24 protein-coding genes and 1 tRNA gene are annotated in these 23,770 nt (G+C 63.8%); 8 read left to right on the forward strand and 17 right to left on the reverse strand.

The window, feature by feature from the left end; genetic code table 11:
- Positions 1 to 146 (reverse strand): glycosyltransferase (locus tag GSQ79_RS18480; RefSeq protein ID WP_174243241.1); only part of this gene is annotated, 146 nt, incomplete at its 3' end.
- A complete protein-coding gene (locus tag GSQ79_RS18485) occupies positions 143 to 1,315 on the reverse strand; it encodes an FtsW/RodA/SpoVE family cell cycle protein (protein ID WP_158810143.1) in 1,173 nt (390 codons plus the stop codon). The genes GSQ79_RS18480 and GSQ79_RS18485, both read right to left, overlap by 4 nt.
- Before the next feature lie 185 nt (positions 1,316 to 1,500).
- On the opposite strand from GSQ79_RS18485, the gene GSQ79_RS29045 reads away from it, so the two are divergent.
- Positions 1,501 to 1,830, forward strand: a complete 330-nt coding sequence (locus GSQ79_RS29045) for a hypothetical protein (RefSeq protein ID WP_210253129.1) — start codon at positions 1,501 to 1,503, stop codon at positions 1,828 to 1,830.
- Between the two features lie 397 nt (positions 1,831 to 2,227).
- Here the strand turns inward: GSQ79_RS29045 and murD are convergent, their stop codons facing one another.
- The 9 genes from murD to GSQ79_RS28830 all read right to left on the reverse strand — a co-directional run bounded on the left by murD (position 2,228) and on the right by GSQ79_RS28830 (position 11,658).
- A complete protein-coding gene (gene murD, locus GSQ79_RS18495) occupies positions 2,228 to 3,613 on the reverse strand; it encodes a UDP-N-acetylmuramoyl-L-alanine--D-glutamate ligase (protein ID WP_158810145.1) in 1,386 nt (461 codons plus the stop codon).
- 157 nt (positions 3,614 to 3,770) lie between these two features.
- Positions 3,771 to 4,853, reverse strand: coding sequence for a phospho-N-acetylmuramoyl-pentapeptide-transferase (mraY, locus tag GSQ79_RS18500; protein WP_158810146.1), 1,083 nt, complete (start codon positions 4,851 to 4,853; stop codon positions 3,771 to 3,773).
- A gap of 11 nt (positions 4,854 to 4,864) precedes the next feature.
- Positions 4,865 to 6,295 carry a UDP-N-acetylmuramoylalanyl-D-glutamyl-2,6-diaminopimelate--D-alanyl-D-alanine ligase gene (locus tag GSQ79_RS18505; RefSeq protein WP_158810147.1) on the reverse strand — a complete coding sequence of 477 codons (1,431 nt, stop codon included), beginning with the start codon at positions 6,293 to 6,295 and terminating at the stop codon, positions 4,865 to 4,867.
- The gene (locus GSQ79_RS18510; RefSeq protein ID WP_158810195.1) at positions 6,292 to 7,749 is read right to left on the reverse strand and encodes a UDP-N-acetylmuramoyl-L-alanyl-D-glutamate--2,6-diaminopimelate ligase; all 1,458 of its coding nucleotides are present in this window, start codon (positions 7,747 to 7,749) and stop codon (positions 6,292 to 6,294) included. Before GSQ79_RS18510 ends, GSQ79_RS18505 begins: the two co-directional genes overlap by 4 nt.
- A gap of 5 nt (positions 7,750 to 7,754) precedes the next feature.
- A complete protein-coding gene (locus GSQ79_RS18515) occupies positions 7,755 to 9,482 on the reverse strand; it encodes a penicillin-binding protein 2 (RefSeq protein WP_246725434.1) in 1,728 nt (575 codons plus the stop codon).
- Between the two features lie 65 nt (positions 9,483 to 9,547).
- Complete coding sequence (locus GSQ79_RS18520; protein WP_158810149.1) at positions 9,548 to 9,946, reverse strand: hypothetical protein; 399 nt, start codon at positions 9,944 to 9,946, stop codon at positions 9,548 to 9,550.
- A 1-nt stretch (position 9,947) separates the two neighbouring features.
- Positions 9,948 to 10,997, reverse strand: coding sequence for a 16S rRNA (cytosine(1402)-N(4))-methyltransferase RsmH (gene rsmH / locus GSQ79_RS18525; protein ID WP_158810150.1), 1,050 nt, complete (start codon positions 10,995 to 10,997; stop codon positions 9,948 to 9,950).
- Positions 10,994 to 11,482 carry a division/cell wall cluster transcriptional repressor MraZ gene (locus GSQ79_RS18530; RefSeq protein ID WP_158810151.1) on the reverse strand — a complete coding sequence of 163 codons (489 nt, stop codon included), beginning with the start codon at positions 11,480 to 11,482 and terminating at the stop codon, positions 10,994 to 10,996. The genes rsmH and GSQ79_RS18530 overlap by 4 nt, the downstream gene beginning before the upstream one ends.
- Positions 11,398 to 11,658, reverse strand: coding sequence for a hypothetical protein (locus tag GSQ79_RS28830; protein ID WP_174243240.1), 261 nt, complete (start codon positions 11,656 to 11,658; stop codon positions 11,398 to 11,400). Before GSQ79_RS28830 ends, GSQ79_RS18530 begins: the two co-directional genes overlap by 85 nt.
- 312 nt (positions 11,659 to 11,970) lie before the next feature.
- Here GSQ79_RS28830 and GSQ79_RS18535 point away from each other — a divergent pair, with 312 nt between their 5' ends.
- A complete protein-coding gene (locus GSQ79_RS18535) occupies positions 11,971 to 13,251 on the forward strand; it encodes a DUF563 domain-containing protein (protein ID WP_158810152.1) in 1,281 nt (426 codons plus the stop codon).
- A gap of 401 nt (positions 13,252 to 13,652) precedes the next feature.
- Here GSQ79_RS18535 and GSQ79_RS28835 read toward each other — a convergent pair whose 3' ends face one another.
- Together GSQ79_RS28835 and GSQ79_RS18540 are read right to left on the reverse strand one after the other, a co-directional pair.
- On the reverse strand, positions 13,653 to 13,808 hold the full coding sequence (locus GSQ79_RS28835) for a hypothetical protein (protein WP_174243242.1): 156 nt from the start codon (positions 13,806 to 13,808) through the stop codon (positions 13,653 to 13,655).
- Between the two features lie 74 nt (positions 13,809 to 13,882).
- Positions 13,883 to 16,774: a PAS domain-containing sensor histidine kinase gene (locus GSQ79_RS18540; protein WP_158810153.1), complete on the reverse strand. Its 2,892-nt coding sequence runs from the start codon at positions 16,772 to 16,774 to the stop codon at positions 13,883 to 13,885.
- Positions 16,775 to 17,080: 306 nt separating this feature from the next.
- Here GSQ79_RS18540 and GSQ79_RS18545 point away from each other — a divergent pair.
- The 3 genes from GSQ79_RS18545 to GSQ79_RS29050 all read left to right on the forward strand — a co-directional run bounded on the left by GSQ79_RS18545 (position 17,081) and on the right by GSQ79_RS29050 (position 18,458).
- Positions 17,081 to 17,157: transfer RNA gene (locus tag GSQ79_RS18545), tRNA-His, on the forward strand.
- 244 nt (positions 17,158 to 17,401) lie between these two features.
- The gene (locus GSQ79_RS18550) at positions 17,402 to 17,878 is read left to right on the forward strand and encodes a DUF6641 family protein (RefSeq protein WP_158810154.1); all 477 of its coding nucleotides are present in this window, start codon (positions 17,402 to 17,404) and stop codon (positions 17,876 to 17,878) included.
- Positions 17,879 to 18,152: 274 nt separating this feature from the next.
- Entirely contained in the window at positions 18,153 to 18,458 is a 306-nt protein-coding gene (locus tag GSQ79_RS29050; RefSeq protein WP_210253130.1) for a hypothetical protein, read from the forward strand.
- A gap of 111 nt (positions 18,459 to 18,569) precedes the next feature.
- Here the strand turns inward: GSQ79_RS29050 and GSQ79_RS18560 are convergent, their stop codons facing one another.
- Together GSQ79_RS18560 and GSQ79_RS18565 are read right to left on the reverse strand one after the other, a co-directional pair.
- The gene (locus GSQ79_RS18560; RefSeq protein WP_246725426.1) at positions 18,570 to 19,532 is read right to left on the reverse strand and encodes a hypothetical protein; all 963 of its coding nucleotides are present in this window, start codon (positions 19,530 to 19,532) and stop codon (positions 18,570 to 18,572) included.
- A 42-nt stretch (positions 19,533 to 19,574) separates the two neighbouring features.
- The gene (locus GSQ79_RS18565; protein WP_158810156.1) at positions 19,575 to 20,747 is read right to left on the reverse strand and encodes a Shedu immune nuclease family protein; all 1,173 of its coding nucleotides are present in this window, start codon (positions 20,745 to 20,747) and stop codon (positions 19,575 to 19,577) included.
- Between the two features lie 617 nt (positions 20,748 to 21,364).
- Between GSQ79_RS18565 and GSQ79_RS30105 the strand changes: the two genes are divergently transcribed.
- Genes GSQ79_RS30105 through GSQ79_RS18580 form a run of 3 tightly spaced genes read left to right on the forward strand, consistent with a single transcriptional unit; the run spans position 21,365 to position 22,085 of the window.
- Positions 21,365 to 21,499 carry a hypothetical protein gene (locus GSQ79_RS30105; RefSeq protein WP_256379039.1) on the forward strand — a complete coding sequence of 45 codons (135 nt, stop codon included), beginning with the start codon at positions 21,365 to 21,367 and terminating at the stop codon, positions 21,497 to 21,499.
- The gene (locus GSQ79_RS18575) at positions 21,496 to 21,720 is read left to right on the forward strand and encodes a hypothetical protein (RefSeq protein WP_158810157.1); all 225 of its coding nucleotides are present in this window, start codon (positions 21,496 to 21,498) and stop codon (positions 21,718 to 21,720) included. The genes GSQ79_RS30105 and GSQ79_RS18575 overlap by 4 nt, the downstream gene beginning before the upstream one ends.
- Positions 21,721 to 21,758: 38 nt before the next feature.
- Positions 21,759 to 22,085, forward strand: coding sequence for a hypothetical protein (locus GSQ79_RS18580; RefSeq protein WP_210253131.1), 327 nt, complete (start codon positions 21,759 to 21,761; stop codon positions 22,083 to 22,085).
- 144 nt (positions 22,086 to 22,229) lie between these two features.
- Here the strand turns inward: GSQ79_RS18580 and GSQ79_RS18585 are convergent, their stop codons facing one another.
- Together GSQ79_RS18585 and GSQ79_RS29675 are read right to left on the reverse strand one after the other, a co-directional pair.
- Positions 22,230 to 22,814: a hypothetical protein gene (locus GSQ79_RS18585; protein WP_158810159.1), complete on the reverse strand. Its 585-nt coding sequence runs from the start codon at positions 22,812 to 22,814 to the stop codon at positions 22,230 to 22,232.
- Positions 22,815 to 23,197: 383 nt separating this feature from the next.
- Positions 23,198 to 23,770, reverse strand: a 573-nt coding sequence (locus GSQ79_RS29675) for a transposase (protein WP_246725427.1), incomplete at its 5' end; no start/stop codon positions are given.

A 23,770-nucleotide genomic window follows, 5' to 3' on the forward strand; every position in this document is an offset into this window, starting at 1 on the left:
AATGTCGCGCCATAGCGGATCGCGCGGTCGTCGGTGATCAGTTCCACGGCGATGCCGCGCGCGGTGAGCACTTCGCTCAACGCCTGCGCGGGAAACAGATGGCCGCCGGTTCCCCCGGCGGCGATCAACACGGGCCGCTGTGTCATGCCGCCTGGCCGAGGGCGATCGGCACGGCGCGGTCGGCCGGGCGCTCGTTCTCGTAGAGCACTTCGGAGCGCGGGCGCTTGCGGGTGACGGCGAGCAAAAAGCCCATGCCGATGGAGAGCGAAATCAGCGACGAGCCGCCGTAGGAGATGAAGGGCAGGGTCATGCCTTTCGCGGGCATCAGGTGAAGGTTGACCGCCATGTTGATGGCGGCCTGGATGCCGAACAGCATCACGAGGCCGGCCCCGGCAAAGCAGCAGAACGGATCTTCGTTCCGTGCGGCCTTGAGCAGGCCGCGGATGACGATGAAGCCGAACAGGCTGCAGAGGGCGATACAGGTGACGATGCCGAATTCCTCTCCGGTGACGGCGAAAATGAAGTCGGTGTGGGCGTCGGGGAGGATGCGCTTGATGGTGCCCTCGCCCGGCCCTTTGCCGAACCAGCGGCCTGATATGATGGTTTCCAGCGCCGTGTCGACCTGAAACGTGTCGGTGACCCCGTTTCCGCTGCCGGGATCGATGAATTTGAGGATGCGGGCGCGCACGTGCGGCACGAATTTGTAAGCCACCAGCACGCCGCTGACGCCGAAGCCGCCGATGCCGAAGACCCAGAACCAGTGCAGGCCGGCCATGAAGAACAGCGCCGCCCAGACCAGCGAAATCAGCATGGTCTGGCCGAAATCCGGTTGCAGGATCAGCGGGATGGCAGTCAACGGTAGAAGCAGGATGGCGATCAGCGTGCCCGGCACGTCGGGCCGCTTGCCGCCTTCGGAGAAGGCCCAGGCGACGAGGATCACGAAGGCGGGTTTCAGGAACTCGGACGGCTGGATGCCGAGGATCCAGCGCTTCGAGCCCTTGACCTCGTGGCCGAACAGCAGCGCGAAGACGATCAGGGCCATCGCGACGACGAACAGGATCACCGCGGCGCGGCGCACCTGGCGCGGGGTCAGGAAGGAGACGCCGATCAGCACCGCGATGGCCGGGATCATCGCCATCGCCTGGCGGTTGACGAAGTGAAAGGTCGGCAGGCCGATGCGCTCGGCCACCGGCGGGCTCGCCGCCATGGTCAGCACGAGGCCGGCCACGATCAGCGCCGCCAGAGAGGCGAGCAGCCAGCGGTCCACCGTCCACCACCAGTCGGCGACGGCCGTGCGTTGCGCGCGCGATACCATGCGGAATCCCTCAAGGCCGGGGCAAACCTCCGGCATCACGCGCATTATGGAAGGAAAGCGTTAACCACGCCTTAGCGTCTGGGCAGAGGACGTTTCCGAAGGGAGGTCTCGATCGACCGGGAGCCTTGTCGACTACCGTGCGGCGCCGATGCTCGAGATGTGACCAGCACTGATTTCAAAGTCGCATGCGACAGCCATATCGTGTATACGAAAAGCCTGTTTCGATCGATGTCGGGCACGGCCAAGTCGCGATACACGACCGCGTGCTGGTCGGGAGTGCTTCGGCAAAGAGCAGCGGAAAGACGGCGATGAGCGCTTCAAAAAAGCCAGATCATGTCGAGCGCGCAGATAAGCTGCGGAATGACGCTTGCGTTGTCGAAACCGTGACCTACGATGATGACGTAACTGTCGAAGCGGTTGCATTGCTTCGGAAAAAAGCTGGCGAATTTCTTTCCAATAAAACGTGGAAGGTCATTGACGGGGATGTCGACAGCATCAAGCCACGCTTGGATTAAGACTCCGCCGAAAGCCTACGATCTCGTCACTTGCTATTATCCCGAAACAAAACCCAAAGCCGAGCTTCGTCTGCGCCCTTGCCTCGTGACACGAGTGTTGCAAAGCGAAGATGGCCACATCGCGTGCACCGTAGTGTTCGGGACAAGCATTTAAAAATCACAAAGAGGAGCGGGCTGGACGTGATTGTTCAGAGCGTGTCTGACTTAAATCGAATGGGTCTGCCGGTTGCGACCCGCTTCGACCTCGACAGCCATGTGGACTTGCCGTGGACACCCGAATTTTTCGGATGTTGGTCGGGTAAAAGCTCTCTCGTGATCGGGCGTCTTACGGGGGATTATCTGATAGAGTATGCATTCAAGATGCTGAGGCGGCGGTCGGACTAAACAAATCCCAGACCTATTGCGCCGCCATCGTCATGCCCTGCACCAGCGTCCGAAACCGATCGCCGCGCTTTTCGAAATCGCTGAACTGGTCGTAGGAGGCGCAGGCCGGCGACAGCAGCACGACTTCGTCGCGTCCGGTGCGGGCGGCATCGCGGGTGGCGCGTTCGGTCGCGACGTCCAGCGTGCCGCAGCGCTCGAACGGCACATTCGTCCCCAAAGTTGCGGCAAAGGTCTCGGTGGCGTCGCCGATGAGATAGGCCTTGGCGACCCGGCCGAACAAAGGCCGCAGCGGCTCGATGCCGCCCTCCTTGGCTTTGCCGCCGATGATCCAATGCACGCGCGGGAATGACAGCAACGCCTTCTCCGCCGCGTCGGCGTTGGTCGCCTTGGAATCGTTGATGAACAGCACCCGGCCGAGCTTGCCGATCTGCTCCATCCGATGCGCCAGGCCGGGAAAACTTTTTAGCGCGGTCTGCAGCCGCTCCAGGTCGTCCGCGTCCGCGCCCAAAGCGGCGACGGCCGCAGCGGCGTTCTGGCCGTTGTGGGCGCCGCGCAGCGAGGCGATGCCGGCGAGGTCGGCGATCACGGACATCACGCCGGCGCGATGGCGCAGCAATCTGGTGCCGTCGAGCGTAATGCCGTTTTCGACAACGTGGCCGGCGACGGACAGCGTTTCGACGCTCTTGCCAGTTGCCTTTAGACGCGCCGCAATCGCCGCGCTGTCGGCATCGTCGATGCCGACGATCGCAATGTCCGAACCGGCGACGAGGCGCTCCTTGATCGCGGCGTAGTTTGCCATCGTGCCGTGGCGGTCGAGGTGGTCCGGCGTCAGGTTGAGCAGCACGCCGGCCGACGGGTTGAGGCTCGGTGCCAGATCGATCTGGAATGACGAGCATTCCACCACATGCACCTGGGTTTCCGAGGGCGGCGGCAGTTGCAGGATCGGCGTCCCGATGTTGCCGCCCATCCCGACGGTATAGCCGAAGCTCTTGAACAGATGCGCAGTCAGCGCGGTCGTGGTGGACTTGCCGTTGGTCCCGGTGATCGCGATGAAGCGGCTTTTTGGCGCGAGCAGCGCCCGTTGCCGGCAGAACAGCTCGATGTCGCCGATGATCGCGACGCCGGCCGCCTGGGCTTTCAGCACCGTCCAGTGGGGCGTCGGATGGGTGAGCGGCACGCCGGGCGCGAGGACGAAGGCGTCGAAGGCGGACCAATCCGCGTCATGCAGGTCGACGAGCGGCACGCCGGCAGCTGCGGCCTTGGCGCGGGACGCGTCCTTGTCGTCCCAAGCCGCGACGGTCGCGCCGCCCTGCATCAACGCGTCGGCAGCGATGAGGCCGGAGCTGCCGAGCCCGAACAGAGCCACGTGTTGGCCGGCGAAGGCGGTCAGCGGGGTCATGGGCGAATCTCCTTCTCCCGCTTGCGGGAGAAGGTGGCCTTTGCGTGAGCAAAGGTCGGATGAGGGCGTTTGGGGCGGCCCGCGGCGCCCTCATCCGCCCCCGCTACGCGGCGGCACCTTCTCCCGCAAGCGGGAGAAGGGAAGAGCCCGGCCCCCATCACCGCAGCTTCAACGTCGACAGCCCGATCAGGGCCAGCACGAAGGCGATGATCCAAAAACGCACCACCACTTGCGACTCGGACCAGCCGAGCTGCTCGAAATGATGGTGGATCGGCGCCATCTTGAACACCCGCTTGCCGGTCAGCTTGAACGACGCGACCTGGACGATCACCGAGACCGCCTCCAGCACGAACAATCCGCCGACGATCACCAGCACCATCTCGTGCTTGGCGGCGACCGCGATGGTGCCGAGCAACCCGCCGAGCGCCAGCGAGCCGGTGTCGCCCATAAAGATCTGCGCGGGCGGCGCATTGAACCAGAGGAAGCCGAGGCCGGCTCCGATCAGGGCGCCGCAGACCACCGCCAATTCGCCGGCGCCGATGACGAAATTGATGCCGAGGTAGGTCGAAAAGATCGCGTTGCCGGCGAGGTAGGAGATGATCCCGAAGGTGCCAGCGGCGATCATGACGGGGACGATGGCGAGGCCGTCGAGCCCGTCGGTCAGGTTCACGGCATTGCCGGCCGCCACGATGACGAAAGCGCCGAACACCACGAAGAACAGGCCGAGGTCGGCGATGTAGCCGTTCACCGCAGGGAACGAGATGCTGGTGGTATGCGCGGTGCCGAAATGCGTCATCAGAAAGCAGGCGAGGAGCGCGATGCAGGCTTCCAGCGCCAACCGCAGCCGGCCAGAGAAACCGGCATGCGTCTGCCGGGTCACCTTCAGGTAGTCGTCATAAAAACCGATCATGCCGAAGCCGGTCATCACAAGCAGCACGATCCAGACGTAGTGGTTGCGCAGGTTCGCCCACAGCAGGGTCGAGACGATGAGGCCGGACAAAATCATCAGCCCGCCCATCGTCGGCGTGCCTTTTTTGGTCAGCAGATGCGAGGCGGGGCCGTCGAGGCGGATCGGCTGACCCTTGCCCTGCTTCAGGCGCAGCGCGGCGATGATGCGCGGCCCGAAGAAGAACACGAAGAACAGCGCGGTGAAGACCGCGCCACCGGTACGGAACGTGATGTAGCGGAACAAATTCAGCGGCCCGAAATGGGGCGAGAGTTCCGCGAGCCATGCAAGCATTGGGGGGTCCTTTAAGCCGGCGCGGGGGCGGCGTGGCGGGCCTTCAGAGCACCGACGATGGGGCTCATGCGGCTGCCGTTGGAGCCTTTGACGACGACGACGTCGCCGGCGTGAACCGCATCGAGCACGGCTGGTTCGAGGTCTGCGGCGCGCGGACGCCATTCCACGGGGATGCGCGTCGACAGCGCATCGGCAAGCGATTTCATCATCGGGCCGGCGGCGAAGACGAGATCGAACTTGTTGTCCGTGATGTCTTCGGCCAGCGCCGCGTGGAGCGAGGGTGAGCGGTGCCCGAGTTCCAGCATGTCGCCGAGCACCGCGATGCGCCGGCCTTTGCCGCTGGGATTCAAACTGCCGCCCAGCGCCAGCGCCGCCTGCATCGAAGCCGGGTTGGCGTTGTAGCTTTCGTCGATCAGGGTGAAGGGCCCGTCCGGCGTCTTGACGCTGACCCGCTGGCCGCGGCCCTGCTGCGCCTGGAAGAAGGCGAGTGCAGTCGCCGCGGCGTCGACGTCGGCGCCGAGCGCGTGCACGGCCAGCAGGACGGCCAGCGCGTTTTCGGCGAGATGGCGACCCGGGGCCCCGAGGCGAAAGGTGACGGGATGGCCCGCGACCGCCGCGGTCACCATGGAATAGGTCGGCGCCGGGGTGAAATCGATCAGCCGGGCGTCGGCGCCGGGATGCGCGCCAAAGCTCAGGATCGTGCCGGCTGGCGACTGCCGGGCTACAACCTCGAGCTGCTCGAAATAGGCGCTGTCACGGTTGATGATGGCGGTGCCGCCGGGCTCGAGTCCGGAAAAGATCTCGGCCTTGGCGTCGGCGATGGCTTCCACCGAGTCGAAGAATTCAAGATGCACCGGCGCCACCGTGGTGACGATTGCGACGTCCGGGCGGACCATCGCGGTCAGGGGCGTGATTTCGCCGGGGTGGTTCATCCCGATCTCGGCGATGGCGAAACGCGTCACCTTTGGCATGCGGGAGAGCGTCAGCGGCACGCCCCAATGATTGTTGTAGGACGCTACCGAGGCATGCACCATCCCGCTCGGGGTCAGCGCCAGGCGCAGCGCTTCCTTGGTCGAGGTTTTGCCCACCGATCCCGTGACGGCGACGACCTGCGCCGCGGTGCGGCCACGAGCGGCCTCGCCCAGCGCGACGAGGCTCGCCAGCACGTCGTGGACGACATAGAGCGCGCCTAGCGATTTCAGCGCTTCGGCATGGGCCTCGTCGACCACGGCGGCAGCGGCGCCGGCCGCAAAGGCTGCGGCGACATAGTCATGGCCGTTGGAATGGTCGCCGGTGATGGCGAAGTAGAGGTCGCCCGATTCCAGGGTTCGGGAATCGATCGAAATACCCGTGACCACGGCAGGCACGGGTCCGCTGACGCGCGCATTGAGCGGCGCGACGAGGGCGAGGCCGCTCCAAAGCGGTATTGCGACAGCGTTCATGCGGGGTGGTTCTGCAAAGCGCCAAGCGCCGCGTCAAGGTCGGAGAAGGGCAGCACCCTGTCGCCGATGATCTGGCCGGTTTCGTGGCCCTTGCCGGCGATGATTAGGACATCGCCCGTCGCGAGGCTCGCTACGGCGGTGTCGATGGCGATAGCGCGGTCGCCGATTTCGACGATTTCGGCGTGGCCATTCCGGGTTCCCGCGAGAATGGCGGCGCGGATCGCGCGCGGCTCTTCCGAGCGCGGATTGTCGTCGGTGACGATGACGCGATCAGCGAGGCGTGCCGCGATCTCGCCCATGATCGGGCGCTTGCCCTGGTCGCGATCGCCGCCGCAGCCGAACACGGCGACAAGTCGCCCGGTCGTCAAAGGCCGCAGCGTGCTCAGCACCTTGTCCAGCGCGTCAGGCTTGTGGGCGTAATCGACGAATACCGGGGCACTGCCGCGGCGGCCCACCAGCTGCAGCCGCCCCGGTGCGCCTTCCAGCGTTTCGAGGGCTGCGAGCACGGCGTCCGGCGCGCCGCCGGTGGCGATGCACAGGCCGGCCGCGATCAGAGCGTTGGAGATCTGGAATTCGCCGGCGAGCGGCAGCCGCGTCCGCATCGGGCGTCCCTCGACCTCAAGGGTCAGGGCCACCGCAAGATCGTCGGGGCGAACGTCGACGAGCCGCAGGCGTCGGCCGGCGCGTCCCACCGAGATGATGTCGAGCCCGCGCGTTTTGCAAGCGGCGATCACGTCCGCAGCCGCATCGCTGTCGGCATTGATCACAGCGGGCTGGCCCCGCGCCAGCAGCGTCTCGAACAGCCGAAGCTTGGCCTTGAGATAGGCCTCGATCGTCCCGTGATAGTCGAGGTGATCGCGCGACAGGTTGGTGAAGGCGCCGGCGCTCAGTTTGACGCCGTCGAGACGCTTTTGCTCGATGCCGTGCGAGGAGGCTTCCAGTGCCAGATGGGTCACGCCGTTGCGGGCCAGGTCGTCGAGGCTTTTCTGAAGCGCCACCGGATCGGGCGTCGTCAGCGAGCCGTAGACGGCGCCGTCGGGGGCAACGATCCCAAGCGTGCCGAGCGACGCGGCCTGCGCGCCGAGCTGCGTCCAGATCTGCCGGCAGAACGCGGCGACCGAGGTCTTGCCGCTGGTTCCGGTGATCGCGACGATGGTTTCTGGCTGACTGGGATAGAACGTAGCCGCCGCGCGGGCGAGGGCATGGCGGACATCGTCCACCAGAATGAAGGCGGTGCCGCTGCCCACCGGTGTCGCCGGCTGGCGCTCCGACACGATCGCCACCGCACCCTTGGCGATCGCCTGGTCGATGAAGGTCGAGCCATCGGCCTTGGCGCCGGGCACGGCGAAAAACACCCAGCCGGGCTCGATGGCGCGGCTGTCGGCGGCAAGCCCGCAGACTTCGATGACGCCGAGGGCCCCTGGACAGGCCGCCTCGGGCAGGAGCGTCGCCAGCCGTGTCAGTGGATTTGGCCCTTCGAGTGCTGCGGGGTATTGGCAAAACCATAGCCCATCTGCGCCAGCAGCGGGAAGGGCAGGACCGGCAGCTCGAGTTTGGGCGGCAGGCCGAGCAGCGGCGCGACGCGTTCGATGATCTTGCCCGTCACGACGCCCGAGTTCCAGGCGGCCGTGTGGTAGCCGTATGTGCCCGGGATCGCCTGCGGCTCGTCCATCAGCACCAGCATGAGGTACTTCGGCTTGTCCGCCGGCAGCAGCGCCATGAAGGTCGTGAACACCTTGTCATGATCGTAGTGACCGTGGACGATCTTGTCCGCGGTGCCGGTCTTGCCGCCGATGAAGTAGCCGGGAATGTTGGCATTGCCGGCCGAGCCGACTTCGGCGTTGATGCGCATGAGGTAGCGCAGCGATTCCGAAACTTCGGGGCGGATCACCCGCGGCGCGTTCTTGCGCGCCTCGGCTTCGTCCCGCTTGAGGAAGGTCGGGGTGATCAGCTGGCCGCCGTTGACGAGACCGCCGACCGCCATCAGCGCCTGCAGCGGCGCGACGTTGAGGCCCTGGCCGAAGGCGATGGTGATGGTGTTGAGCTCGCTCCAGTGCTTTGGCACCAGCGGTTCCGCGCTTTCCGGCAGTTCGGTGCGCAGCCGCGTCAGCTGCCCCATCTTGCGCAGGAACGCCTGGTGGCCCTCGACGCCGACGAGCATCGCCATGCGCGCGGTGCCGATGTTGGACGAGTGTATGAACACCTCCGGCACGGTGAGCATACGATGTTCGGCGTGGAAATCGTGGATGGTGAAGCGGCCGTAGCGCAGGCTTTCGCGGGCGTCGAGGCTGGAGCGCAGATTGACCTTGTTGGCCTCCAGCGCCATCGCGATGGAAATCGCCTTGAACGTCGAACCCATTTCATAGACGCCGACGGACAGCCGGTTGATATGGTTGGGATCAAGCGCATCGGCGGGATTGTTGGGGTCGAAATCCGGCAGCGAGGCCATCGCGATGATTTCGCCGGTGTTGACGTCGAGGATTGCCGCGGCGCCGGCCTTGGCCTTGAACTTTTCCACGCCCTTCGCCAGTTCGTCGCGCACGGCGTAGGTGGCGCGGAGATCCAGCGAGGTGACGATCGGCTTCAGATCCTCCGCCGCCAGCTTGAACCCGGCGCCGTGAAGATCGCTGAGGCCCTGGCCGTCGATGTATTTCTCGAGGCCCGAGATGCCGATGCCGTCGAGATTGGCGAAGCCCAGCACATGCGCGGCGATCGGCCCGTTAGGATAGACGCGCTTGTTTTCCGGCAGGAAGCCGATGCCGGGCAGCCCGAGATGGAAGATCTCCTGCTGCTCCTTCGGCGTCACCGCGCGCTTCACCCAGACGAAGCCCTTATGCGAGCCGAGCTTGACGCGCAGCTCCTTGGCGTCGACGTCGGGCAAAGTGGCGGTGATCAGCTCGACCGCCTCGTCCTTGTCGATGATGCGCCGCGGCTCGGCGAAGATGCTCGTCACCTTGATGTCGGTCGCCAAAACCTCGCCGTTGCGGTCGAGAATGTCGGGGCGTGCCGCGGCGACGGCGTCGGAGGCGGCGCTGCGTACCGTGTTCGGCACCTCCGGCTTCATCCCGAAGTACAGCAGTTTGGCGACGAGCACGGCGAACAGCAGCGCGAACATCAGCGCGACGATGCGAATGCGGCCGCTGCTCTTGTCGAGCCGCGTCGCGAACAGGTTCTTGATCGTCCGCATGATGCGGCCGCGCTTGCGCACGGGTGCGTCGATCAGACGGCCTTCGGGCGGCGGGAACGGGGCGTTCATCGCTTTGCTCGCGGGGACGAGGAGGGGGTCGCGCCGCCGCTCGAGGCGTCGCTCGGGGTATTCGTCGGCAGCAGCAGGCCGAGATCTTCAAGTTTGCGACCAATCGAGTCGACCTTCGGCGCCTTGTCCGGCAACGCGTCGGCCTTGACGATCTGGGTGAGCGCCAGCGGCTGCAGATCGAGCAGCGATTCCGACAGCGCCTGCACGCGCTCCGGCCGCGTCAGGTGCGCCCAGTCGGCGCGCAGCGTGCCGATCTTGTCCTGTTCGTTCTTGATGTCGCTTTTCAACTGCGCGATCGTTTCCGCGTGAAGGATCGTCTTGTACTTGATCGAATAGGCGTAGATCGCCGAACCGATGAGCGCGGCGATGGCGATGATGTTGAGGATGCGAACCATCTCAATGTCCCTTGGGCGCCGCAACCGGCGGCAGCATCGCGAGCTTCAAAAGGTCCGGGCTGATCGCCAGCGCGGGGTTTTCGGTGCGGATGCCGTAGCGCAGCTTGGCGCTGCGTGCGCGGGGGTTGGCCGCCGTTTCGGCACTGTCGGCCACCACCGGCTGGCCGCGCGGCAGTGTGAAGCTGACCGGCGTCGCCGGTGGCTCGCCCGGCAGACGCCGGCCCGGCGCCTCGCCCTTGCCGGAGCGTTTGGCAAAAAACTGTTTGACGATGCGGTCTTCCAGCGAATGGAAGGTCACCACCGCGAGGCAGCCGCCCGGCTTCAGCACCCGCTCGGCGGCGGCCAGCGCGCGCACAAGCTCGCCGAGTTCGTCGTTCACGGCGATGCGCAGCGCCTGAAACGTGCGCGTCGCCGGATGGATCTCATTGGGCTTGCCCGGGATCACCCGGGCGATCATTTCGGCCAGCGGCCGCGTCGTCGTGTAGGGCGTGATCGCGCGGTCGTTGACGATGGCGCGGGCGATGCGCCGCGAGGCGCGCTCCTCGCCGTAGTAGAAGAGAATGTCGGCGATCGCTTCGAGGGACGCGGTATTGATGATGTCCGCGGCGCTCGGCCCGCTGCTGCCCATGCGCATGTCGAGCGGGCCGTCGTTGCGGAACGAAAAACCACGCTCGGCCTGATCGAGCTGCATCGACGACACGCCGATATCCAGCGCCACGCCGTCGAAGTCCTGCAGCCCGCAATTCTGCGCGACGGCATCGAGATTGGAGAAGCGGTCTTCGACGAGCACCAGCCGTCCCGCGGCTTCCGCCACGAGCGCCTGCCCCGCAGCGATGGCGGTGGGATCGCGATCAAGCGCGAGGACGCGGGTGCCGGGCGTCGCGAGCAAGGCACGGGTATAACCGCCGGCCCCAAAGGTGCCGTCGAGATAGAGGCCGTCGGCCTTCATGCCGAGCGCGGCCAAAACCGCTTCTCGGAGCACGGGAACGTGTCGGGCTGGTCCGCCAGCAGCGCCGTGATCCCTGGGATCCTGGCCGCCGCCGCCCGTCATTCCCGTGCTCCAGAAGGACGCGGGGGCGTGTCCGCCGCGTGTCTGGCGCTGATTTGTTTCCGCAAGTCGCGCAATCGAAGCGTGGCCTCTTCGAGATGCAGGCGGAAACGGTTCGGCTCCCAGATCTGAAACTTGTGACCCTGGCCGACAAACGTCACCTCGGAGGTGAGTCCCGCATAGGCCCGGATCGTCTCGGTCAATACGACCCGGCCCTCCGGATCGACCTTCAAGATTTCGCTCGTGCCCAGAAGCGCGGTCGAAAACAGATCCCGCTCCACGGAATAGGGCGAGTGGCGTTCCAAGAGAGCGTCGATGTCGCGCAGCAGCGCATTGCCACCGCAGTCCACCGCATCCGCATCGAGGGAGGGATGCACATAGAGCCCCTCGAAGCCGTCGCGCACTAGCACCGCTCGAAACGAGGCCGGAATCGAAACCCGGCCTTTGGCGTCGAGGCGATTTTGAAAATGCGAAACGAAACGATCCACGCCACACGTCCCAGGCCGTCGAGCCGTCGGATCGCAAGGTTTTTCCGCACGAAGGTGCGGCTGAAACCTGGTCGATTGAGGCCCGAGACGGGATGATTTGGGATAGCATGGGCTTTCATGGGAATCAACGCGCGCTGACGGGCCGGACCGCCGCCAGCGCGAATGAAGGCGGTCATCCACAATAAAAGCCTCGTTAAGGTTAACGGGCCGTTTCGGCCTCCCAAAGCCTGCCGCCGCCGACGCAGGCGTCCAAAGAATCTCGACGTGGGTAAAATTCCCACATAACAAACTCGTGATGTGGGAGCTTGTCCCACAAGCGAGGTGCCATGCGGAACGTGAAAGAGGCCGTATGGCCTCATCAAATCCAAAGCCGGCGCGAGCCGAAGCTGGGTCTCGACGGTTTCGCAGAAACGGCGCGGCGCCGGCTCTTCGCGAAGCTACGTGGCCTAGCTAGGTTGGAGTCGCTTTGGCGCTCTCATTGCCGCCAGGTGTTTCAACCGACCGGCTTCGATGAGAGCGATGACGCGGCGCGGCGCGCGCCCACCGGATCCATTCTGCGCTGGCGCAAGATCAAATGCGGTCCGCTCGTCTTCGTCCTGACGGACTGGAGCCTGCGGTTGCGGGGCGTTCGCATCGTGCCCTCGTCCAGCGTGGCGACCGCTTTCATCAAGCCGGCACCGGCCCTCTCCTATGAACGCAGGCCGCCACGCATCTTCAATGTGACGCCCGTGCTCGCGAGGGCCCAGGCCGCACGCTTTGCAGCTTCGCCCGAGACGCCGCCGGCGGGCGGACTCGCCCTGTTCACCGATGCTACGATTTCGGCGAGCGGAGTCGTTCTCACCGCCGACGGCCGGGTCATCGGAGAAAGTCTGCTCAATTCCCAGGAATGGAGCGCCTTCGGCGTGTTCGTACGGGCCGCGCCAGACGCGCCGCTCCAGATGAAAGCGCTCCCGCTGACGATCCAGAAGCGCCTGTCGGCGTGCCCGCACGTCATGATGAAACAGACCTTCGACGCCAACTACGGACATTGGCTGATCGAGTGCCTGCCACGCCTTGCGGCGGCGGCGGCGCATTTCGATCTCTCCGCCTGCAAATTCGTCGTCGCCGACCGGCACGGCGCGATGCAGCAGATTTACATCGATTCCCTGGTCGCCCTTGGGCTTCGGCCCGAGCAGATCGTCAGCATTGGCTATACGCCGGTGCACGTCGATATGCTCGTCTACCCCCTGCCGATCACCACGCACCCTTGGGTCAAGTCGCCCGGCGTTGCGACGTTCCTGGAAATCATGGCCGCGCGAATTGCGCGGCCCGAGGTCACGGCGCCCAGGCGGATCTACGTTTCACGCAAAAGAGGCGGGATGCGCCGGCTGATCAACGAAGCGGCCGTCATCGCCATTGTCGAGCGCTACGGGTTCACGGTCGTCTATCCCGAGACGATGGCGTTCTCGGCGCAGGTCGCCACATTCCGCGATGCCGAAATCGTTGTCGGCAACTATGGCGCCAACCTTTCGAACATCGTGTTCGCGCCCCGCGGCGTCACCCTTTTCGCCCTGACCACAGAGGCCATGCAGGACGACTTCTTCTGGGATCTGATGGACCACAAGGCCGGCGCCTATGTGTCGCTGCACGGCAAAGCCACCACGGCCGCGCCCAATCAGAATTCGGATTTTACGATCGACATTGCGCGCTTCGAGCAAATTCTGGGGCCGCTCATTTCAGAGCTTGGCGCGCGAGAAACGACAGCAGCTGTGCGTCGCTGTGACCGCTGATCGTCTCGCCGAGGATCGCGCGGAGCTTGCCCAGTTGGACGATGTGCCTTGCGAGCGCTTCGCTGGCGCCAAGTGCGGCATGATGCGTCAAAAGCTTCCCCAGGGCATCGTCATACGCCGCCTTCAAACTCGCGGCTTCGGCCGGATCGAAACAGGATTTTCCATCTAATATACTTTGCTGCCGAACCATTCGTCCTCATATCCTCCATGCCGAAATCACGAGGACCAACGGGCATATGCAAGCGATGGTTTGCGCGGTTCAGGGCCGTGGGCTTAGGCGGTTAATCCACAGGGCAAAGGCTTGATACCGCGGGAGAATCATTCGCCGAAACGGCGGCCGGGCGGTGCGAATCCGAAAAAAGGCCCGCTTTCGCGGGCCCTGCAGACACGGTGTAAGCCGCTCAGTTTTTCTTGTCAGGATCGTCGCGCCCGCTACCGGGCTGCGTCGAGGCCGGCGGGTCACTCGCGGGAAACGTGTCCTCGAGCCCTTTTTCGAGGTCCTTGTCTGGATGCTGACGCGCCGGGTCGGCCTCCTTGGATTTCACCTTCTCGTCCATCGCAGCGTCTCCGTGTTGAACATATCGTCCAAAACAACGCGCGAGACCAAGCGTTCCGCTTTCCGGAACGCCCTTCAGCCAGCCAGCACCTGCGCTGCAGGGAACGCCACCTCGACCAGCGTCCCCTGGTCGACCTTGCTGCGGATGGTGAACGAAGCCTGGTTCGCCTCGACCAGTGCCTTGGTCAGCGGCAACCCGAGGCCCGTTCCGCCTGTCATCGGCCGCGCGTTGGAGAGCTGGCGGAACGGCTCAAGCGCCATCTCGATGTCGCTGTCCGACATTCCCGGGCCGGTGTCGCGGATGCGGATCACCACCTGGCCGGCCTCCGTCAACGCGGTGGCGACGATGACCTGGCCGCCGGGATCGTTGAATTTGACGGCGTTCGACAACAGGTTGAGCACGATCTGCCGTACCGAGCGCTCGTCGGCCATGATGCGCGGCAGGCCCGCGGCGAGCGACTGGCGCATGATCACACGCTCCCGGCTTGCCTGCGGCTGCATCAGGCTGACGCATTCGCCGATGATCTTGTTGGTGTCGATGGGGACAGCCTGCAGCTCCATCTTGCCGGCTTCGATCTTGGAGAGATCGAGCAGGTCGTTGACGAGGCTCATCACATGCGTGCCGGAACTGTGAATGTCGCGCAGATAGTCCTTGTAGCGCTCGTTGCCGACCGGCCCGAACCGCTCGTCCATGATGACTTCGGCGAAGCCGATGATGGCGTTAAGTGGTGTGCGGATCTCATGGCTGACCTTGGCCAGAAAATCCGTCTTCAGCGCGCTGGCCCGCTCGGCGTCGCGCCGGGCGCTGTCGAGGTCCTGCTCGGCCTTCTTCCAGTGCGTGAGATCGCGGAACAGGGCGCAGAACCGTGCTTCTTCGCCCGCCGTTTCCGAGCCTGAAGGGCCAAGCCGGCCCATCGTCATGAAGATCGGGATGGTCCCGCCCTGATGCGCCTTGACCAGAAACTCGCGCCCGTCGTTCAGCAGGCTTTTGGTCGCGCTCGATTTCAGCCCCTCGAAATAGTCCGAGGCGAGGCTCTGGTTATGCGGCGCGAACAGGGTGAGGAACGGCTTGCCGATGACGGCGCTGCGATCGACGCCGAACAGGGCTTCGCCCGAGCGGTTCAACGAGAGCACGTTGCAGTCGGCGTCGAGCACAGCGACGCCGTCGGTCGCCGTCTCCAGAATCGCGCGCAGCTGGCGCAGCTCGCCGTCCTGACGCTTGGTGTCAGGCTCGCGCTCGGATTTCTCTACCGGCGGGACCGGGTCTTCGGCGTTCTGGCGCAGCGTCAGCAGCGTCGCCGGCAGGCCGTCCCAGTCGATCACCTGCATCCGCGCATTGGCGGCCAGGATCGCGCCGTCCTGGCCGCGGATACCGACCGACTCGCTGCCTGTGACGTTGCCGGGCAGGCCGCCGAACAGGTGCGTCATGCCGCCCGCCTCATGCAGCGCGTCCTCGTCGGCGAAGCCGAGCATGTCGAGGAGATGGCGGTTGGCGAAGATCGGCACATTGTTGCGGCTGACGAGCAGGCCGAGCGCCAGCTTGTCGAGCACGGCCAGGCCGTTGCGGCCGACGTCGTCGGCGCGCGTCGGCTTTTTCACTGCCGGCAGCGCAGCCTCGGCCGGCGCCGCTTCGCTCGGGAACGCGCTGTCGGCGACCGGCGCAGGGTCGCTCGGCGTGGCCTCGTGCCGAGTGAGGAGGGCGTCGGATTCATGCCCGGCGACCGGCGCTTCAGGGTCGCTTACCGTCTCGGCCGGTACCTCGGGCTCGCTGGGCGGGACCATGACGGCTTCCGTCGGCGCCTCCACCGTGACGGCTTCGGCCGGCAGCGCGGCGAAGGCCTGGGGCTCCAGGGCCGCGACCTGGGCGGAGTCGACGTGTGCTGCATCCGCACCCGCTGCGGCCGGCGCCTCGACGGGCACCTCCTTGCGCAGGGCTTCGCCGAGTTCTCTGAAAGTAACCTGATCGTCGCTCGACAGCGCCTTCGCTCCCGGGAATGGCACGACATTGGCGGCACGGGCGACCGGCTCCGGCATCGCCCAGGCCAGCGGCGCGGAATCCTTGAGACGATCGAGATGGATCACCCCGAACCCGCGAAAACCGTCGAACGCCTTGTCTGGCCCGAAAGCGGGGATGGCGCCCGCGACTACCGCGACGGTCGCCGCGGCATCGGCGAGCGGCCATTCCAGGTCGAGGCCGCTCCACGTCTCCCGCCCGGCGAGGCGCTCGGCGAAGCGGCCGCTGGGGTCGAGCTGCGGCGCAAGGGCGAGGAGATTGCGCCCGACGAGATCCGCAGTGCCGGGCCCGACGACCTCGGCCAGCGGCGGCGTGATCAGGGTGCAGATGGAATCCGCATCGGTCTGCCAGAGAAAGCGCAGCCGCCCCGCCGGCCAGCGCTGGCGCAGTTCCGCCTGGAGCGCAGCGGCGTCACGGGCCGGCGCCGCGGGCGTCTCGGCCGCAGTGGCCTCGGGCAGCGCCGCCATTGTGGCCGCAGCCTCGGGCTCTTGCGGCACGACGGCGACGGCCTCTGCCGTCTCCGGCCGCGCCGCTGGCGGGGCGTCGGGAATCAACCCGGTCCGCACGTTGAGCGCCGCGGCGATGAAGACGGGGCGGCCGCGCAGCAGCATGCGGCGGCAGAGGAAGGTGATGATCTCGTTGCCCGGGCCGACGAAGAAGCGCAGCCGCTCGAGCCGGGGCGCGCTCTCCAGCGACAGCGTCTGGAACAGGGTGGCGAGCCGCTTGGCGCCGGGGTCGTTGCCGCGCAGCAGCCGACCGGACAGGGCGTCCGCGCTGGCGACGCCGAACAGCCCGAACAGCGCCCGGCTGGCGAGGACCAGCCGCGGCGTCCCCGCCTCGTCACTGGCGACCGCAAGCAGCGGCGTCCGCTGCTTGTCGTTGAGTGACAAGGCCTGCAGAAAGCTCTGCAGGTCCTGTCCCGTGACGTCCGGATCGAACCAAGTATCATCCATCGCGGCTGCATATTCCTGCAAAGAGATCGCGCTAGGACCACGTCCGCCGCCACGGGTAGCCTTAAAGAAGTCCTAACAATCGCCGCCGGATTCGTCCATCGAGCGAATCCCAGATCCCCACAGGACGTTCCGATTATGCTTAATTCCGGGCGGTTTGCGTCGCGATGCGACGGACCCGGCCACAATCGCTTGCGCTGGCGAGCCGGCCGGTCTATCGGAATGCGCTCAGCCGCGGGATCCCCGGATCGGCCTGGTCGCATCTTGCAATCGGGACCCGATCCCCTTAGGGTCGCGCCGGTTCGCGATGCCGCCATAGCTCAGTTGGTTAGAGCGCTTGATTGTGGATCAAGAGGTCCCCCGTTCGAGCCGGGGTGGTGGTACCAGCTAACTTATTGAAATTTAAAAAGAATTTTCAGTGGTGGTCTAGAGGGCCCGGCGGCCCGTTCTTCATGGTGACCACATGGTGACCACATAGGCTGATAGACGCCCCTTCCAAACCAAAGCGGCTGCCCCAATTAGGCGCCCCGCGTAGCGTTGTTAGCTAAGAGCTTGTTTTACCAAGATTTTCCTGGAAAACAAGCGTAGCCAGAATATGGTCGAGCTATCACTTCGAAAGGAAGGATTCCCATGGCTATGTTAGACCAGCTCACCCTCGCAAGCGCGACCCCGAAGCGCGACACGACGCCGATCGGGCGTTTTCGCCGCCGCCTCATCAATGGTCTGGATCTCCAGATTGAGATGGCAAAGGCAGAAGCTGCCGGTGCCGACTTTCGGCGCAATCGTCAGCGGTGGATCAAGACCGAAACGGGAGGCAAGGAGCGTCGCGAGGTTCCAGTACGTCTTCGGCGGTGGTGGTGGAAGGACGATGCCGGCACGACCTACCTTGCGCTGAGGCACGGCGCCAAAATCCTGGAGATCGCGCCCGGCAAGCGGGCTGTCGAGATTGGTGCGATGGAAGAGCTGCCTGGCAAGCTGTCGATCCTGCGCGAGGCAGTTCGTGCGGGCGAGCTCGACACATGTGCTGGTGCGAAGGTTGCAGTAATAAAAAAATCAAAAGGCGACGTCGCACCCGCGAAGCCAGCTGCTTCTAATATTAAGGGGTAGGAGGTTAGGCTGCGCTACGACCCGCGCGTCTATCGTGTCGCGCGGTTTCAGAGACACACGACAGTCTGGAGAGGCATTGTCACTTGAGCGCTTCGGCCGTTATCTTGCCTGGGCACCAGGCGATCGGACCGCGCCATCACGCTCTACACTCTCAATACGCGCATCTCGGAATCCCTCTACATCCCGCTGCAGATGCTCGAAATCGCCCTACGCAATCGCATCCATGCCGTGATGACGCAAGCGCGGCACGAAGGCTGGTTCCACGACGCCAGGGATGCTCCTGGGCGACCGCGAGCCCGAACAGCTCGCCAAGGCCATTGCCGACATCGCACGCGGCGGCAGGGAGGCGATTCCAGGCCGGATCGTGGCCGAGCTGACCTTCAGCTTCTGGACCAGCATGTTCGGCGCCGATTACGAAGGCCTCTGGCAGACCACGCTTCACGGCATCGCAAGCAGGCCGGACGGCAAGGGCCTCACGCGCAAAAGCTTCTTTGGCCCGCTCACCCCGATCCGCGCGCTGCGCAACCGCATCGCCCACCACGAAGCCGTCATCATGTGGAATCTCGGCACGCCAGCATGATCACGCTGATCGAATGGGCTCTCGCCCGCCGCCAGTGCATGGTGCCGCGAAAACGACCGCTTCGATGAGGTCTATCCGGCCGAGCGCATCGTGCTCGCTTTGCCCGCCGCGTTAGAAGGGGATGTCGTCGTCCCAGGTCTTTAGGGGCGCGGGCGGCTTAGGCGGCAGCGCCCCGGCCGGCAGCGCAAGGCTGGTGACGACGAACAGGTTCACGAGGTCGTCGCGGTCCATGAACATGACCTGGCTGCGTTTCGACCGGTCCAGTTCGCCGCCGAGCCAGTTCCGGGCGCCCTTCGTGATCTCGCCGCCCGCCACAATGTAGGCGTGATCCACCAGCACCCGCCTGTTGGTCTCAGGGTCGAATATCTCATGCCCCAGCATCATCGTGACCTGGTTCAGGATCTCCGCGATGTTGGTGTTGCCGGGTTTGCCCATGCCGGCCGCATCGAGCTTGTCGCGCTTGGCCTGGATTCCGAAATACAGGAACTGCTGCGTCGGCAGCTGGTACCGCATCCAGATGTCCTTGCCGTATTCGAGCGACTTGTCCTTGTGCCCCGCCGCCGTGACCCGGTGAAAACCAAGCTGGCGGAACAAGGGCAGCAGCAGGTCGCCGATCAGCTCGTCCTCGGATGCCTTGTCGAGCCAGGCCGTCAGCAAGTCGCGGCGCTCCACTTCCTCCCGTGAAAGCGGCCGATGCGGATTGGCGGCCGGCGCAGCAATGGTGCCCGTTCCGATATGGCGGAGGTAACAGCGCTTGTCGTCCGCATAAAAGGCTTCAAACCCTTCCCGCTGCAGCGCCGTGTTCAGCTTGGCGAGCGCGGCTTTGCGCTCTGGATCGTTCTCGGTCGCATCGCCCGGATCCATGAGCGTACGGATGACCCGGCAGAAAGTGTCGGACGGCGTCTTCGCATCCTGGTGTGGCTCGTTCAGGATCTGCTCCAGCACACCCGAGACCCAGGCGGCGCGTGTCGATCCGTCATGCGCAAAGTCAGTGTCGGCGTCCCAAAAAAACCGCGTGAGGAAACTGCTGCTGCGATAGACAAACGGGATGCGTTCGCCGTTGCCGCAGATCATGTCGGCAATCTCATCGAGCGTTCGGCGTCTCCATTTCATCGATCAGGCCTCGGCCTGCTCGATGATGAACCTGGCCCGGGCGAGCAATTCGTCGAATGTCAGAATGACCGGACAGTCTGTGCTCCTTCGATAAAGTTCAAAGGATCGCACCTTGGCCTGGTTGAGGCCCGCCTCGGTTTCGAACTGCGCCAGGTTGCCAACGATCAGGAACGATTGGGGCCGGACATTGAACAGAAGCTCCCCGGTCGGATCCCCATCGGGATCGGTTGGCATCAGGATGCGCCCAATCCGCTCGATCGCGTCCTGCACCGTAGCTTGAACCTGCGCCACACCACCCACTAGCTCGGCCGAGGGAGGCCATGCACCCGATCGATAGCCCTTGATCTGTGTGCCAAGGAGTAGCGTGTTGTGCCGCTTGATCTCGACAAAGCAGAGGGATTTCACCGCGCCCTGGGTTTTCAGCAGCCCGTCAGCCCTCTTCCCGGGGCCGGTGATGTCGAAGCCGCGGACAACTTGCTCCAGCTTCTTGTGATCCAGGGCACTCAGGAACTGGTAGCTGAGGCCGTAGCCAAATATCCAGGTGTTGGACTCGAAAAAGGCCTGCCATACCCCTTCCGGCCCCGTGCTCAGAGCTTCCTGCTCAGCCACGAAAGCGGCCTTGTCGGTAAGCAAGGATTCAAAGCGTTCCAGCTGTTTGCGACGGTAGCCGACAGCTACGATATCCCGCTGAAGGTTTTCCCGCTGCGCAATCTCCAGGAAGAGGCCTTGATGATCGGCAAAAAGTCGCTCAGCTTGCGTTTTGTTGAGAACAATCTGGCGAAGCGCCTCATCGGAGAGATGCATCTTTCCGGTATCGTCAAGCGGCATCGTTTTGATACCAGCAACAAAATGCAAAAAGTCGTCGATCTCGCCTCCAACTAACGTGAAACTCTCACGGTCCAGAGGACCTGTTTTTGCGCTGAATCGCTGAATGCTAAGCGTCTTAATATGACGGTCGTCCTCGAAGAACGTTGCTTTTACAGCATAGCGCCCTGACGCTGTGACCCGGAGGACGGCTTCACCTTCGACCTTAGCAAACTTAAGACCTTCCTGGCCGTCAATGACCTTCGACACGATCCGGAGACGCTGCCCCGCTGCATCCGGGAAGCTCTTGCTCACAATCGCTTTGTCGGCCCTTCGGCTAAAGAACAGGGATCGCTCTTCGAATTCGTCCATATTTGCTTGCCCCGCGGCGGGCGTGGAGCATGCCAGCTCAATTGATAACTCAGGGTCCATGCCCTACGGCCAGCCAGTCAAGGACAAACAGCAGTTTCCCACAAGGACTTAGGGTGCTCTGATTTTAGATAGGGGTCATGGACGTGTCCCTCCAATGGGCCGGGCTCTATGCGCGTTGCGCCCCGAGCCACCCAAGAAGGCGTATCAGCCTTCCGGGTAACGACCCCTCACGCAATCATCATCCAGGCCGCGGACGCGGCCAAGACTTAGGGACCGGCCTTCCGCGCGCCGCTAGGGCAACCAGCCCGGCCGCGGCTCAGTCGCTTCGCTCCCTGCGCCCGCACCGAGACCGGGCAGATTCCCTATGGACGGCTTGCACACCCCGACCTCGCCGGCAGGCAAGGGTTGCATCACGCAACCTGAAACCAATGAGAAAAGGGAACGCCCATGACCATCCATCAAGCGCCTGTCGCCTTGTTCAAACTCGGCCAGATCGTCGCGACCCAAGCGCGATCGAGGCGACCAGCCACGAGCAGCGCATCATCTGTTTGAAGCGCCACATAACCGGAGACTGGGGGAGTGTCTGCAACGAGGACCGGGCCACCAACGACGAAGCCGTGAAGGTTGGACTCCGCATCCTGTCATCTTACCCGCTCGATCCGCCCAGCCCTGCAAAGGGTGACAACACGCATTGGATCATCACCGAGGCGGACCGCAGCGTCACGACCTTCCTGCTCCCGAACGAATATTGAGAGCGGAAGGAGCCACGCAGCGCATCAGCAAAACCACCATGATCCGCCGGTTTTCAAACACCAACAGCAGCGGCGGGATTTCCTACATCACGGACTGGCACAAGGCCGTCTTTCTGGCGATGACCTCTGGCGAGCCGAAATTTTGCCTGACCAGCATCCACGTCAAGGGCGATCGGGCCGTAGCGATCGTGCTGGTCGGTCACGGGGGCCCGGCACCGTGACCGTGGCGCCGTTTTTCGTCAGCAAGGACGACAGAACCATGCAAAAGAAAGGCTGCCTGGCATTCTTCTTCGCTATGGGCTTGGCTGGGTGCGACAGTGGCAGCGATCCAGCGAACAACTTCGTCGGCACCTGGCAAGGCGATCAGAGCACGACCTTCGTAATGTCGTCAGACGGGAGTTTATCGTACGCCAAAGAGATGATGTACGGCGATGTAAACAAGTCTGGTACATGGTCGGCGACCAACGGGCAGCTAACACTCACGATTCAAGGCACGTCCACCGTTTGCAGCTACACCGGAGACAACAATACAAAGTATCTTTCCGGACGCAGCATTACTGGTGTAGTTAATCCCACTAGGTCGTAAATATTGATTTATAGAACAGCGCACTCGCCCAGCTTCTGGGCTGATAATATCTAAACCCGGCCCGCTCCTAGGTCGTCAGGTATTTCCTGGCGCCTTGTCTTACGACCATCGGAGCTGAGCTACCGTACATGCCGCTTTTGCCCATTACGTCTCAGGCAACGTGGCATAGTGGGCAAAAGCTCTGTTAAAGTCAATTCGATCTTGGAGCGTTTTATATTCGCTGGCAAGGCTATCAAGTTGGGGAAGGATGACCGCCTCTAAGCCGAAGTGCTTTCGGATATCTTGTGCTAACTCCCAGGCCCTCATTCCTGCAACGATCGTTTCGTCTGCAGAAGCAAAGGGGTTCCCCTCCCGCATACCTTGAAACTGGCATGAGCTTTCTGCGGACATTATTTCATTCGGGAATGCCATAACGTGCGCTGCAAGTTTGGGAGCGCTTTGATAAAATGACTTCCAATCCGAAGCATCAATGGGATACGCGCTCAATACAGGAAGTTTGTAATCAAGATGGCGGGCATCCTTTAAGTCTTCTTTATCATGCCAATGTCTATAAATGCAGCTGTTTACGAAGTTGTCTAAGACGACACAGAGCTGTAGCGCGAGATAGACGGCCTGTGTTTCTTTTAATTTCTTTTGTTGATACCAGTCTCGAAACCACCCAACTCCTTGATTGAGAATCGTCGTCAAAAGTCCTGTTACCGCTGCGGTTGTCCAGTCAACGGCTGACATTCTTTTCTCCCTGTTCGACGCGCGAAACCCTTTAAGTGTGTGAGTCTACCACATCCTCCCCGCAATCTCCCGCTCCTCGAGCCCAACAATATTTGTGTAGATCACGGTCGACGACATGCTGGCATGGACGAGCCACTTCCGCACCAGCGGCAGCGGCACCCCGCGAAGCCACGCGTGGGGCAAAATTCTTGATTTACGCAGGGGTTCGGTGCTGCCAGCGAGCGTTAAAGGTCGCTTACCGCTCTAACAGGCCGTTGAAGAAGGCTTGAATTTAAGGCGTGTACGACGTCGCATTGGAATGCCGACGTCGTGGATATCTATTCGGGTAGCTCGCGATGCTTGTGCGGCTCGTTACGGCATTGGTGGGCATGCTTGCACCACGCTCAGACCGTCTCCATCAGCAATTTCGGCAGGCAGATGAGGTTGTAGGCGGCGGCTGCGAAGGTGAAGGCCCAGCCGACGCGGTTGGTCCCGCGTAGCATCGGCCGCCGCATACCGCCGATGGTTTTCATCCAGCCGAAGGCTTCCTCGATCCGCTTGCGGACACGCTGGCTCGCCGCGTAGCCGGGATGGCGCGTGGTGCGCCTGTCTACCGCCGAACGCCGCGTCGTGTTTTGCGCCACGTGCGGCCGCACGTTCATCGTCTTCAGCTCGTTCACAAAGTCGGCCGCATCGTAGCCCTTGTCGGCAGCGAGCGTCACGGCGACGGGACGATCGGCGTGGGGCTCGATCATCGCCAGGGCCGCAACGCGCTCGGCATGGCCGCTGGCTTGCGTCAGGCAGGCGTCGACGATCAGCCCGCAGCGGTTCTCCATCAGCGCATGGCCGATAAAGGCCAGCTTCGCCTCCATACCCGCGCCCTTGCGATAGAGCTTGGCATCAGGATCGGTGGTGCTGACATGGGTCGCGTTGGAGCGTGTCTCGCCGCGAAAGTCTGTCTCGACGTTGCGCCCACC

This window comes from Beijerinckia sp. L45 (assembly GCF_009765775.1).
Lineage (GTDB): Bacteria > Pseudomonadota > Alphaproteobacteria > Rhizobiales > Beijerinckiaceae > RH-AL1.